Origin of the sequence: Catenulispora sp. GAS73, from assembly GCF_041262085.1 — a bacterium.
In the GTDB taxonomy this organism is placed as follows: Bacteria; Actinomycetota; Actinomycetes; order Streptomycetales; family Catenulisporaceae; genus Catenulispora.
The window spans coordinates 39,623-52,387 of sequence record NZ_JBGCCM010000018.1; the positions used below are offsets into that span (position 1 = coordinate 39,623).

The following is a 12,765-nucleotide window of genomic DNA, read 5'->3' on the forward strand; positions in this document are numbered from 1 at the left end:
CCGCGCCGTTACGTCAGATCCCCGCCAGCGCTCCGGATGTCCGGCAGCACCGGCCGGTCCTCGCTCCCGGGCTGCAGGATCACCGCCGCGAGGCCCCAGTGGTGCTTCATCCGCTCCAGCGGGTCGGCCGGGAGGCCGGACCTCCTGCGGGAGAACCGCCGCGGCGTCGGCGTTTTGTCGCGCGTCCTGACCTTCGCGGTCTCGCGCGCCTCGCCGCCGCTGACCACCACCTTGTCGAAGCGTCCCGCCACCTCGGCGGCCCAGTGGCGGCCGAGCACCCCGACGCGGGCGGCCGGTGCGGCGCGCCGGCCGTCGCGGAACGTCACCTGAACCACCTCCACGCCCGGCGGCAGCATGCCCCACGCCACCGACCACGGCGCCGAGTCGTCGTCGCGGCTGCGCAGGGCGCCGGCGATCAGCGCGGTGTCCGTCTCGGCGGCGAGGTCGGGGTCTTCGGCGCTCATGTGCGCAGCATAGGCGCTTGCGCTCGAACAACGGGCTCAGCCGCCGTGGCCTGCTGGGACGCGCCGGGACGGTCGCCGCCGGGTCCGTGGCCCTGGTCGGCGGAGTCGCCGGAACCGCCGACGCCGCGGCGAACACCGACAGCACCACGAACACGAACACCAACGCCGATGCCAACGCCGGGCCGGCGACGACCGCCGAATTCGGCCCGGCCCGCATCACCCCCACCGACATCCGCTACGACAGCATGCTCCGCGGCGACAACTTCCGCTTCGTCGGCCACCCCGACGAGGTCCGCGTCGTCACCGGCACCGAGGACGTCGTGCGCGAGAACTTCACCGCCGACCCGGCCCTCGAAGTCCTCCTCGACCTGTCCCCGATGAACGCGGTCGGCTACGACCCCGCCATGCGCGCCTTCTCCATCCAGCCCGGCGCCCGCCTCGGCGAGATCTACACCACCCTGTTCAAAGGCTGGGCCGTCACCCTCCCGGCCAGCGGCGGCTACGGCCCCCTGTCCCGCCGCTACGGCTCGGTCGTCGACCACCTCCACGCCGTCGAAGTCGTGGTCGTCGACGAAGACCGCCGCGTCCGCGTGGTCCGGGCCACCCGCGAACCCGACGACCCGCACCGCGACCTGTGGTGGGCGCACGCCGGGAATCGCCGAATGGGCCTTCGATGCCTCCAAGACCCGCGACGCGTTCACCACCATCCTCCGCAACTTCGGCCAGTGGCACGAGCAGCACAGCGCGCCCGGCGCCACCGGCACCGGCACCGGCCTGTACGCCATCCTCGAAATCGGCAGCGTCCACAACGGCGTCTTCACCCTCGTGGTCCAGGCCGACGGCGGCCTGCCGAACGTCGAGGGCCAGGTCACAGAACTCCTCGCCGCGATCTACGCCGGCCTCGCCGACCCGGCGTGGAACACCTCAGGCGTCCCCTGGTCCGAGCTCTACTACAAGGACAACTATCCAAGCTGCAGCAGATCAAGGCGGCCTGGGACCCGGGCAACGTGTTCCGCCACGCGATGTCCGTCGAACTCCCTGCCTAGCGATCCGATCCCATCCGGTCCGGAAAAAACAGAACAATGATTGAGGCCCCTGACGCCCGCCTCGCAGGGGCCTCAATCAGCTCTCAGCCCCAGGGCTCGGTGGGCCAACTGGGGTTCCGCCGGTCCACGACCTCCGGCAGGCCTCTGTCATGCGGCTTGATCAGGTACGCGACGCCGCCGGATCCGTACCCCGGCGTGCCGTCGGCCTTCGTGTAGTTCGTCCGCAGCCACACGGTCTCGAACATCCGCCGCGGATACACCGTGTACACGTCGGCATCGCTCTTGCTGGCCGGGTCGTTGACGATCACGTCGCCGGTGTCGGTGAACCCGATGACGCACCACAAGTGCCCGGCGCTCGCGTAGCGGCCGTTTTCCGCGAGCGTGAACGACTGCGACGTCACCACCGGGAACCCGGCCGCGATGAGTACTTCCAGCTCGGTCATCGAGTTCAGTCGCACGACCATCGCGTCCAGCCCGTACGAAGCCGCGTAGGCGCAGGTGAACGGCCAGTTCCCAGTACCCTGATACCCATAGTCGTAGCTGTACCGCGCCGCGTGGTCCACCGCCGGGTCGGTGTAGCGCGGATCGACCCACGCCAGTTGCTCGGCCGCCGGGCCCCGGCCCCAGAACTCGACCACCATTTCGGTCGACGTCGGGCTGCACCAGGCCTCACCGCCGCCGCCGTACTCGGCGTACTGCCCGTCGTGCACGTACTGCGCGTACGGCTTGACCGCCAGCGTGATCCCCGTGGCGGGCCCGGGAGTACTGGCCGGAACCGTGGTGCGTGCCGGCACGGTGGAAGCGGTCGCGCCGATCTGCCAGACCCGGGGCGTGATCGCAGTCCCGGGGCGGCGCAACAGGGTCAGGCGCAGTTGGTAAGAACGCATCGAGTGCCCGGTCGCGGCGCTCCAGGTGTCGGTGTCGATCTCGCCGTAGGCGTTGCTCTGGCCGTTGACCGAGGTCCGCTTGAGCTCGCTGTCGTCGAACGTCCAGATGCCCATCACCCAGGTGTCGAGGTGGCCGTCCTCCATGGTCGCCAGCAGTTCCATCTTCAGGAATGTGCCCTTCGGTGTGTCCGCGTTCCAGTGCGCGGTCAGCTGCGTCGCGCCGAAGTCCAGCCGGCGCAGCGGGGAGGTCCAGGTCGCGTACTCGTACTGCGTGGTGGTGTTCAGGTAGGGGTCGGTGTAGGAGGTGGTCCCGACCGCCTCCGCGATGACGACGCCCAACCGCGGCCCCGGCAACGGCAGCACGCCGGCCGACTCGCCGCCGCGGAAGTCGGACCACCTGGTCCACCGGTTGAACTGGACCCGTGCCTGGCCTGCGTTCTTCGCCGCGTCGGTGCTCGCGGCCTCGTTTTCCATACCGCTCATGGTCGCGGATGCGGACGCCGACGCCGGCGTCGCGGTCGCGATCCCGGCCACCGCGGCGCCTACGGCAGCCCCGCCGGCGAGCACCACCCGCCGGCGCACCGGACCGCCCGCGTCCGGGCGGTCCGGCTGGGAGCTCGCCGACATCTGTCCTCCAGGGCTTCAGCAAAAGTGTTGAATGCTGTTGAAGATTAGCCCGGAAGTGACCGTGATCGGTAGTAAGTCAACAGAGAGTGACGACCGGTGATGGACGAGATCTGGGGCTACACGAAGTTCTTGTCGATCAGCATCTCCAGCACGTTCACATGGAAGTCCGGGAAGTCCATCGGCACGATCCCGAACCGCGCGCGCTGCGAGGTCCGCGCGTTCAGATACGGGTAGATGGAGTTGTCCATCAATGTCTGCTCAAGGTCCTTCGGGAATTCCAGACCGTCCTGGAGGGACGGCGCGAGGCTCAGGAAGTTCACATACATCGTGGTCGGTGCGGGGTTGCTGTAGGCATTGTCAAACTGCTGCGTTATCAGCTGGCCCTTGGTGCCCGTCGAAACGCCGGTGTAAGTGTCCTGAACGTTGAACTGGTTCGCGCTGTCGGCCCAGTGGATCAGGTTCCACGACGCCGGGAAGGTGAAGTCGGCCGCCAGCACGATCTTGCCGGCCGCTTCGCCGAGCGTCGGCCAGCCGTACATGTGGAACAGCCCCCGATAGCCGAGCGTGTCCATGTAGTAGTTGAAGCGGCGCTGGAACTCCGCGTCGCTGAGCGCCTGGTTCCCGGCGTTCTCGTTCTTCAGCCGCATCACGATCGTCTCGGTCGGCTGCGCGGCCAGGAACGCCTGGCACTGGTCCAGCACGTCCTGCAGCCGGATGCCCTGGTAGTAGCTGGAGTGGTAGATGCCCATCTCGCTGGCCGTGCCCTGCAGGCCGTTGCAGCGGATGTCGACGAAGCGCACCCCTTCGGACAGCTGCTGCGGAATTCCCCAGTTCTGCGTGTGCGACCACTCGGTGCCGTTCGCCGGGTTGGTGGCGCACGTGTCGTGGGTCCCGGGGATCGTCATCCCCAGCAGCGACAGGTTCGGGTCGAGGTAGCTCATCCAGCTGTCGGTGGGCTTGCCGCCCGGCGTGACGGGGGAGTCGGCCCGGGCCGCGGCGGGCAGGCCGAACGAGGCGGCGGCCAGGACGGTGCCGCCCAGCCCCCATTTCAGGACATTGCGACGGGTGGGGTTCATGGGGCGGTTCATGGGGCGCTCCAAGGGATTCGAAGCCGGCTGCGGGTTTGCCCGGCTATATCCGGGCGCTGCGACGGCGTTCACAGTAAGCGCAGTGTCAGGAGGTGGCCATGGTCGTGCGGGGAAAGGTTGAGGGTCGGCCACCGGAACGGTGGCCGACCCCCTGGCGATCGGACGCGGTGATCAGCGCGGCGACTGTCGACTTCGCCGCGAGGCGGTCACCTAGTACGTGTCGACCGTGCAGGAACCGTTGCTGAACATCGGGTTCGTGTCCACCGGCTGGTTGGCGTCCGGATTCACGATGATGTCGAAGGCGCCGGTGATCGACCCCTCACAGTCGTCCAGCGCGGGTTCCGGCTGCATCGCGTCGTTCGGTCCCATCCACAGGTCGACGTGGTAGATCCCGTTGTTCCAGTCGCTGGTGCACTCCACGCACCCGTCCTCCATGATGAAGTACTTCTCCAGGTGGGGGACGTAGATGATGGTGCCCGGGGCGAACTCGTTCTGGTCCGTGGCGAACGTCACCGGCTGGCTGTAGGTGCCCAGGTCCTCGGTGGCGATGCTGTGGATCTGCGGGTAGGCGATCTGCGCGGTGCCGTAGTGGCCGTTGCCGTCGTCGTTGTCGTTGTAGCCGTACGACGTGATGTTGACGTTGATCGTCTGCGGATCGGCGTGGGCCGCGGCCACCGGGCCGGCCGTCGACAGCAGCAGGGCTGCGGCCATCGCGGCCAGTGAGGCCAGGGTTTTGCGGAGCATGGTGGGACTCCTTTCCGGATCAAGTTAGGAAGGTTTCCTAACTCATCGCGGAAAGTAGCGCTGAAACAGGTGGCTGACAATAGCTCGTCGTGACCCGGTCCAGACCCGATCCGGATCAGGCATCCAGAATCCGCACGTCCCCCGCATCCACCCGCATGTCCAGCACATCCGCGCCGACCCGGAACCCGCGCACTGTAAGCCCGTCCCAGGCGCCGCCCGGCAGCGGCTCGAACGCCACGAGGTCCGCCGGCGCGTCCGGCCGCATCCCGACCAGGGCCGAGACCACCGCCACCGACGCCGCCGCGGCCCACGCCTGCGGGCGGCACGAGGCCGGGTACGGCGTCGGCCGGCCGCCGGGCCGCGCCGGGCTTCCGGCGTACAGCTCCGGCATCCGGTATTCGAACCCCGCGGCGGCTTCCAGCAGGCCGTCGATCAGCGCGCGCGCCGCCTCGGCCGCCCCGGGGACGCCCTCAGCCGCCGCCCGCGCCAGTCCCTGTACGGCCACCGCCGTGTCGTGTGTCCAGACCGAGCCGCCGTGGTAACTCAGGGGGCTGTATCCGCCCGCCGAGGTCGCCATCGTCCGCAGGCCGTAGCCCGACGACATCGCCGCCGACCCCAGCCGCGCGGCGACCAGCGCCGACTCCTCGCGGTTCAGGATCCCGGTGCCCAGCAGGTGCCCCATGTTCGAGGCGACGGTGTCCACCGGCTTGCCGTCCCGGTCCAGGGCCACCGCCGGGAACGGGCCGTCGGCGTCGCTGATCCAGAAACGGGCGCGGAATCGCGCGGCCAGCTGCCCCGCCCAAGTCCGCCACTCCTCGGCGCCGGGCCGGCCGAAGGCGTCCAGCAGGGCCGCGCCGCTCATCGCCGCCTCGTACGCGTAGCCCTGCACCTCGCTCAGGGCCAGCGGCGCCGTCGCGATCCGGCCGTCGACGAACTGGATCGAGTCGTGGGAGTCCTTCCAGCCCTGGTTCGCCAGGCCGTGACCCGATTCGTCGACGTAGCTCAGGAATCCGGCGTCGTCCATGCCGTGATCGCGCATCCACACCAGCGCCGCGCTCAGCGGGTCCAGCAGCTTCTCGACCTCCTCGGCCGGCATGCCCCAGCGCCAGGCGTCGTGCAGCAGCATGATCCACAGTGGCGTGGCGTCCACGGTGCCGTAGTACGTCGAGGGCAGCAGGAGCGGCCGGTCGGCGCCGCCGAAGGCGTCGTGGCCGGACGGTGCGCGCCGGATCTCGTGCAGGATCTTGCCCGGCTGTTCGGCGGTCTCCGGGTCGGTCTTCGTCCCCTGACGCCGGGCCAGCGTGCGCAGCGTTCCGGCGGCCAGCTCGGTGCCCAGCGGCAGCAGCATGCGCGCGGCGATGAGCGAGTCGCGGCCGAACAGCGTGAGGAACCACGGCGCGCCGGCGCCCAGGAAGTGGTCGTCCGGCGCCGTGGGGTCGCGCAGCTCCAGGCCGCGCAGGTCGGCCAGCGAGCGCTCGACGAAGCGGCCGACGCGGATGTCGCCGCTGTCCACCCGGAGGTCGCCGATCACCGACGCGCCGTCGGTGCCGAGCACCACCGAGCCGTCGGCGGGGGCGGCGCTCACGTCGATGACGAAGCGTGCGACGTCGCCGGGGGCCAGGTCCACCGGCCAGCGCAGCCGGCCGTTCTCGGAGTCGACGTCCGTGGGCGCGGGTACGGCGCTCGCCTGTACGACGTCGGAGCTCTGTGCACCGGGCCCGGTCCAGCGCAGGCCGCCGTCAACCGCTTCAGCCGGCAGCAGGCCGGGGGAGTGGCCGGACTTCACGACCGAGATCTCGGCGAGGTCGCAGCCCAAGGTGACGGTCAACGTGGTCCGGACGCGGCGGCGTGAGGCCGATCGGATCTCGATGGTCTCCCGCACCAGAGTCTGGAGCCCGTCGCCCCGATCCTCGCCGACCAGCTCACGCCGCCGCTCGATCCACACCGCCGGGTCCGCGCCGTCCTCGCCGAGCCCGCGCGCCACGAGCACGCTGTGGGTCGCGTCTGCTCCGTCGAGCTCGGTGGCGATCGGGGTGAGACGGGCGCCCGACAGGGTGAGATCAGAAACACTCAGGACACGCCGGTCGTCGGCGAAAACCCCCGTCACGCCTCGCCCGGAGAGCGCTCCGCCGGTGCCCGACAGGCCGAAGACGGGGGCCCGCACGGTCGTTTGCAGGTCGTGCAGATAGGGTTGCTGAGCTGGGGTTTCGGCCGAGCCGTCGGTCATTGGGTGTCCCTCGTGTTGCCTTGTGGTTCCCCGGCACTCTATCCATTTGAACGTTCATATGTAAGACTCCACCCCGGAGACTTTGATCGTTCAACTTGAGGAAGGAGGAACGCCGTGGCAATGGACCGCGAGCCCTCACCGCCCCGCCCGACCATCAAGGCCGTCGCCAAGCACGCGCAGGTGTCGTACCAAACGGTATCGAACGCGCTGAACGCGCCGGAGCGGCTGCGCCCCGACACGCTGGCCCGCGTGCTCCGCGCGGTCGACGAGCTCGGCTACCGGCCCACCCAGGCCGCGCGCAACCTGCGGCTGCAGACCACGCGGCTGATCGGGTTCCGGTCCACCCGCTCGGGCGGTCGCGGCATCGGCGCCATCGAGGACCGGTTCCTGTACGCGCTGACCTCCGCCGCGCGCGACCGCGGCTACGGCGTGATCCTGTTCGCCGCCGACGGCGACGAGGACGAGATCGCGATGTTCGAGGACCTGGTCAGCCGGGGCGCGGTGGACGGCTTCGTGCTGTTCGGCTCGCACCGCCACGACCCGCGCACCGCCTGGCTCGCCGAGCGCGACGTGCCCTTCGTCAGCTTCGGCCGGCCCTGGGAGCAGACCGCGTTCGAGTACTCCTGGCTGGACGTCGACGGCCACGCCGGCACCCTGGCCGCGACCCAGCACCTGGCCGAGCAGGGCCACCGCCGGATCGCGTTCATCGGCTGGCCGGAGGGCAGCGAGGTCGGCGACGACCGCTACGCCGGCTACCTGGCCGCCGCCGCGGAGCTCGGCCTGCCGACCCGCGGCCTGACCGTGCGCGGCCTGGACGGCATCGGCGCCGGCACCCAGCTCGCGGCCGGCCTGCTGGCCAAGGCCCACCCGCCGACCGCGTTCGTCTGCGTCAGCGACGCGATGGCCGTCGGCGTGATGCACGCGGTCGAGCACCGCGGCCTGGCCGTGGGCCGGGACGTCGCGGTGATCGGCTTCGACGACAGCCCGCTGGCCACCGTGGTCCAGCCGGCCCTGAGCAGCGTCCGCCAGCCCCTGGAGTCCATCGCGCGCCGCTGCGTGGACCTGGTGCTGGACCGGATCGACGACCCCCGCAGCGCGGTGACCACCTCCGTCGTGGAGCCCACGGTCATAGCGCGCGGCAGCAGCAACCCCTCCCACCTCTCACCCCCCGACGGGGCCTGACACCGCCGCCACCAGCGGGTCTACGTCCCGAGCCTGATCGAAGGCGAAACGAAAGGAACGACAATGAAGTCAGTTCGCGTCCAGCGGATCATCGGCGTCGCCGGTGCCGCCGCGGTGCTGGTGACCGCCGCCGCGTGCGGCAGCAGCGGGCCGAGCAAGAGCGCCGGGTCCTCCTCCGGCGGTACCGGCGGCACCGGCGGCGCCACCTCCGGCGTCACCCTGCAGGTGCTGATCGGGTCCTCCGGCGACGCCGAGACCAACGCGGTGGTGGCCGCGGGCAACGCCTGGGCCGCCAAGACCGGCAACAAGGTCGTCGTGACCCCGGCCAAGGACCTCACCCAGCAGCTCACGCAGTCGCTGGCCGGCGGGACCCCGCCGGACGTCTTCTACGTCGACGCCTCCAAGTTCCAGGGCCTGGTCAAGGGCAACGCCCTGGCCGACGTCGGCGAGAAGATCACCGACTCCTCGGACATGTACCCGAACCTGCAGAAGGCGTTCACCCAGAACGGCAAGTACTACTGCGTCCCGAAGGACTTCTCCACGCTGGCGCTGGAGATCAACACGGACCTGTGGACCAAGGCCGGCCTGACGGACTCCGACGTCCCCACCACCTGGGACCAGCTGGAGACCGTGGCCAAGAAGCTGAGCGGCAACGGCGTCACCGGTCTGGTGATGAGCGACACGCTGGACCGCATCGGCGCCTTCATGCGCCAGGCCGGCGGTTCGGTGGTCTCCGCCGACGGCAAGACCGTCACCGCCGACTCGCCGCAGAACCTGGCCGCGCTCCAGTACCTCCAGAAGCTGGGCAAGGAGGGCGCGCTGAAGTTCCCCAAGCAGGTCGACACCGGCTGGGGCGGTGAGGCGCTGGGCAAGGGCAAGGCCGCGATGACGATCGAGGGCAACTGGATCGTCGGCGCGATGCAGAAGGACTACCCGAACGTCCATTACAAGGTCGTCCCGCTGCCGGCCGGACCGTCGGGCAACGCCACGCTGTCCTTCACCAACTGCTGGGGCGTGGCCCAGAAGAGCTCGCACCAGGCCGCGGCGGTCGACTTCATCGACTACCTGACGACCGTGGACCAGCAGATGAGCTTCGCCAAGGCCTTCGGCGTCATGCCCTCGCGGCAGGCCGCCAAGACCCAGTTCACCACCCAGTTCCCGGACCAGGCGGCCTTCGCGACCGGGGCGGACAACGCCTTCGGCCCGGTCGGCTTCCCCGGCTTCGACGCGGTGCAGAAGGACTTCGACTCCAAGATCCAGGGCCTGTCCGACGGCTCCTCGGACCCCAAGAGCATGCTGTCCAGCTTGCAGAAGAACGCCACCGACGCGCTGAGCAACAACTAGGCGCGGCGCCGGTTCCTCGCGGGCCGGCTCTCAAGCGTCGTCCATAGTCCGGATCGAAAGGCCCCCAGGAAGATGAGCAGAACCAGATCGCAGGAGGACCGGCGTCAAGCCCTCGCCGGATGGCTCTTCGTCTCGCCGGCGTTGCTCGGCCTGATCGTCTTCCTGGTGGTCCCGATCGTGCTGGCGCTCTACGTCAGCTTCACGAACTGGGACGGCCTGTCCAACCCGCTCGGCGGCGACGTCAAGTGGGTTGGACTGCACAACTACCAACAGCTGCTCACGCACGACGGCCTGACCCGGACCACGTTCGCCGGGGCGCTGCGCAACAACTTCTGGTTCGTGCTGTTCGTGGTGCCGACCCAGACCGCGCTGGCGCTGTGGCTGGCCGTCCTGGTCAACAACAAGTACCTACGCGGGCGCAGCTTCTTCCGGACCGCGTTCTACTTCCCGTCGATCACCTCCAGCATCGCGATCACCCTGGTCTTCCTGTTCCTGTTCCAGGGCGGCGGCGCGGTGAACGGGATCCTGAACTGGTTCGGCGTCAAGGGCCCCAACTGGCTGGCCGACCCGCGGGGGGTGGTGCACGTCTGGCTCAGCGGCGTGGGGGTCACCAAGCCACCGGGCTGGACTCAGCACTCGGTGATGGGCCAGTCGTTGTGGGACTGGTTCAGCGGTCCCTCGATCGCGATGATGGTGATCATCGTCCTGGTGATCTGGACGACCGCCGGCACCTTCATGCTGATGTTCCTCGCGGCGCTGCAGAACGTGAACGAGGACCTCTACGAGGCCGGCGAGCTCGACGGCGCCGGCTCCTGGCAGCGCTTCCGCCACATCACCCTGCCGAGCCTGCGGCCCACGCTGCTGCTGGTGCTCACCCTCGGCCTGATCGGCACCTGGCAGGTGTTCGACCAGATCTACCTGACCGGCAACAACCCGGCCACCCGGACGCCGGCGTACATGTCCTTCGACCAGAGCTTCCAGAACAACCACTTCGGCATCGGATCGGCGATCGCGTTCCTGCTGTTCGCCCTGATCATGGGTCTGACCCTGCTGCAGCGGCGACTCATCCCCGAGGAGATCGACTGATGGCCGCCGTCCGCGAGCGCCGCTCCCCGTCCCGCCGCGTCCTGATGTACGTGGCGCTGGGCGCCTTCGCGCTGCTGTTCCTCGGGCCGTTCGTGATCCAGATCGCGACCTCGTTCAAGACCGACCCGGACGCCACCAACCACCCGCTGAACCTCGTCCCGCACCCGGCGACGCTGGAGGCCTGGAAGCGCATCTTCGGCTACAGCGCCGACCAGCCGGTGCCCTTCGGCACCTGGCTGCGCAACAGCATCATCGTCGCCACCTCGATCACCCTGCTGCGGGTGTTCCTGGACAGCCTGGCCGGCTACGCCCTGGCCCGGCTGAGGTTCCCGGGCCGGCGCGCGGTGTTCATGCTGATCCTGGGCACACTGGCGGTGCCGAACGTGGTGCTGCTGATCCCGCGCTTCCTGGTGCTGAAGGAGCTGAACCTCTACAACTCCTACGCGGGCATGATCCTGCCGATCGCGATGGACGCCGCCGGCATCTTCCTGATGCGCGGGTTCTTCATGCAGGTGCCGCAGTCGATCGAGGAGGCGGCGCGCATCGACGGCGCGGGCGCGTTCCGCACGTACTGGGACATCGCGCTGCCGCTGGTGAAGCCGGGGATCATCACACTGACGATCCTGTCGTTCCAGGGGTCGTGGAACGAGTTCAGCTTCTTCCTGGTGGCCACGTCCGACCCGAAGTACGACACGCTCACGACCGGTCTGGCGAAGTTCAGCGGCGGGTCTCTGGGCTCGGGGAACCAGTTCCCTGTCACGCTGGGGGCGGCACTGCTGTCGACGATCCCGGTGGCGATCTTGTTCTTCATCTTCCAGCGGCAGATCGTCCGCAGCCAGATGAGTTCCGGGGTGAAGGGGTAGCGGGGCGGTTGACGCGCCAGCGCTTCGCTCGCGGCAAAAGGTATGCATCACCTTCCTCAGGCGTAATCGGTTGAAATCGCCGACGAGGCTGGAACAATGGGACGCCAAGCGTCCAGCGGCGTTCCCGAGCGACTTCAAGGAGGCCGACAGTGGCAGCGGCAAGCGGGCAGCCCCTCCCCGGCACCGGCCGAACCACCTTCGAGGTGGCCTTCGACCTCAAGACCGAGGCCCCGAACTGGCCCCCGGTCTCCGTGGAGCGCCTCTGGGGCGAGAAGACCACGGTCGAATTCGAGATGCGCCTGCTCAACGTCCCGTTCTTCGCCCGCGGCGTCGCCTACGGCGACCTGGTCCACGTCCGCCCCGACCAGAACCGCCACGAGTTGGTGTTCGAAAGACTCAACGGCGAATCCGGCCACTCGACCCTCCGCATCACCCTCCTGGACAAGCGCGCCCGCCGCGAGGTCCAGGACCGCCTGCGCGAGGTGGGCTGCTCATGGGAGACGGCGGCGCAGTTCTCAGCGCTGCTGGCGGTGGACGTACCGGCCGACGGAGACTACCGCGCGCTGCGGGAGTGGCTGAAGGCGCGGGCCCGGGAGGGGGTCATCGAGTTTCAGGAGAGTGCGATTTCCGCGCTGCATCTTGAGCAGTTGCCGAACTTTCCTTAGTGGCGAAGGTCGGCCGTCGCGCTCGCAGGCGCGACCGCCGACCGTTGTCGGTATCTCAATCAGCTCACGAAACCTTCGTGATCGCCACCGCCTGCCCCGCGTCCCCGAACGCCTGCCCGGCCAGCTGCCACGTGCCGTTCACGGACTCTAGCGCCAGCCCGCTGTTGCGGTTGACCAGCTTGTACTGCCCCACGCCGGCCAGCGACGTGTTCGTCGCCGCCGCGATGTCGTGGTGCGTCTGGCCGACGGCGTGCGGGAGATCACCCTGACCACGTCCCGGGGCCGCGCACTTCCCGGCCCCGGCCATCGCGCTGGACCGTCTGACCCTGCTTTTGGCTGTGACCGTCGAGGAATCCGCGCTGGTGCTGGACGTCGAGAGCCGCGAGCGCCTGGCCGCGACGGCGAGCATCCTGACCGGCGGCGAAGTGCTGCGCCTGGGGCGCTTGGCGGTGGAAGAGGTGGAACGGTACGTAGCCGGTCTGCCACTACGGTATGAAGTGCTTCCCGACCAGCTGGACCGGCTGGCGTGAGGCCACAGCCGA

Annotated in this window: 13 protein-coding genes; 7 read left to right on the top strand and 6 right to left on the bottom strand. The window is 69.3% G+C overall.

Annotation, left to right across the window (positions count from 1 at the left end):
- Nucleotides 1-8: 8 nt before the first annotated feature.
- Nucleotides 9-464 carry a hypothetical protein gene (locus ABH935_RS26095; protein ID WP_370380564.1) on the bottom strand — a complete coding sequence of 152 codons (456 nt, stop codon included), beginning with the start codon at nt 462-464 and terminating at the stop codon, nt 9-11.
- Between the two features lie 17 nt (nt 465-481).
- Between ABH935_RS26095 and ABH935_RS26100 the strand changes: the two genes are divergently transcribed.
- The gene (locus ABH935_RS26100) at nt 482-1,510 is read left to right on the top strand and encodes a BBE domain-containing protein (protein WP_370380565.1); all 1,029 of its coding nucleotides are present in this window, start codon (nt 482-484) and stop codon (nt 1,508-1,510) included.
- Between the two features lie 83 nt (nt 1,511-1,593).
- Here the strand turns inward: ABH935_RS26100 and ABH935_RS26105 are convergent, their stop codons facing one another.
- The 4 genes from ABH935_RS26105 to ABH935_RS26120 form a co-directional block, all read right to left on the bottom strand.
- Nucleotides 1,594-3,024, bottom strand: a complete 1,431-nt coding sequence (locus tag ABH935_RS26105; protein ID WP_370380566.1) for a C39 family peptidase — start codon at nt 3,022-3,024, stop codon at nt 1,594-1,596.
- Between the two features lie 116 nt (nt 3,025-3,140).
- Nucleotides 3,141-4,112 carry a phosphatidylinositol-specific phospholipase C gene (locus ABH935_RS26110; protein WP_370380567.1) on the bottom strand — a complete coding sequence of 324 codons (972 nt, stop codon included), beginning with the start codon at nt 4,110-4,112 and terminating at the stop codon, nt 3,141-3,143.
- Between the two features lie 210 nt (nt 4,113-4,322).
- Nucleotides 4,323-4,856 carry a hypothetical protein gene (locus tag ABH935_RS26115; RefSeq protein ID WP_370380568.1) on the bottom strand — a complete coding sequence of 178 codons (534 nt, stop codon included), beginning with the start codon at nt 4,854-4,856 and terminating at the stop codon, nt 4,323-4,325.
- Between the two features lie 115 nt (nt 4,857-4,971).
- Nucleotides 4,972-7,083, bottom strand: a complete 2,112-nt coding sequence (locus ABH935_RS26120) for a glycogen debranching N-terminal domain-containing protein (protein WP_370380569.1) — start codon at nt 7,081-7,083, stop codon at nt 4,972-4,974.
- Nucleotides 7,084-7,203: 120 nt separating this feature from the next.
- Here ABH935_RS26120 and ABH935_RS26125 point away from each other — a divergent pair, with 120 nt between their 5' ends.
- The 5 genes from ABH935_RS26125 to ABH935_RS26145 all read left to right on the top strand — a co-directional run bounded on the left by ABH935_RS26125 (nt 7,204) and on the right by ABH935_RS26145 (nt 12,223).
- Entirely contained in the window at nt 7,204-8,265 is a 1,062-nt protein-coding gene (locus ABH935_RS26125) for a LacI family DNA-binding transcriptional regulator (protein WP_370380737.1), read from the top strand.
- Between the two features lie 63 nt (nt 8,266-8,328).
- Nucleotides 8,329-9,609 (top strand): ABC transporter substrate-binding protein, encoded by a 1,281-nt coding sequence (locus ABH935_RS26130; protein ID WP_370380570.1) that lies wholly within the window; start codon nt 8,329-8,331, stop codon nt 9,607-9,609.
- A gap of 72 nt (nt 9,610-9,681) precedes the next feature.
- Nucleotides 9,682-10,695 carry a carbohydrate ABC transporter permease gene (locus tag ABH935_RS26135; RefSeq protein ID WP_370380571.1) on the top strand — a complete coding sequence of 338 codons (1,014 nt, stop codon included), beginning with the start codon at nt 9,682-9,684 and terminating at the stop codon, nt 10,693-10,695.
- Nucleotides 10,695-11,558: a carbohydrate ABC transporter permease gene (locus ABH935_RS26140; RefSeq protein WP_370380572.1), complete on the top strand. Its 864-nt coding sequence runs from the start codon at nt 10,695-10,697 to the stop codon at nt 11,556-11,558. Before ABH935_RS26135 ends, ABH935_RS26140 begins: the two co-directional genes overlap by 1 nt.
- Nucleotides 11,559-11,707: 149 nt before the next feature.
- Nucleotides 11,708-12,223: a DUF4265 domain-containing protein gene (locus ABH935_RS26145; RefSeq protein WP_370380573.1), complete on the top strand. Its 516-nt coding sequence runs from the start codon at nt 11,708-11,710 to the stop codon at nt 12,221-12,223.
- Nucleotides 12,224-12,287: 64 nt separating this feature from the next.
- Here ABH935_RS26145 and ABH935_RS26150 read toward each other — a convergent pair whose 3' ends face one another.
- Complete coding sequence (locus ABH935_RS26150) at nt 12,288-12,530, bottom strand: hypothetical protein (protein WP_370380574.1); 243 nt, start codon at nt 12,528-12,530, stop codon at nt 12,288-12,290.
- A 31-nt stretch (nt 12,531-12,561) separates the two neighbouring features.
- On the opposite strand from ABH935_RS26150, the gene ABH935_RS26155 reads away from it, so the two are divergent.
- Nucleotides 12,562-12,753 carry a hypothetical protein gene (locus ABH935_RS26155; protein ID WP_370380575.1) on the top strand — a complete coding sequence of 64 codons (192 nt, stop codon included), beginning with the start codon at nt 12,562-12,564 and terminating at the stop codon, nt 12,751-12,753.
- Nucleotides 12,754-12,765 lie beyond the last annotated feature (12 nt).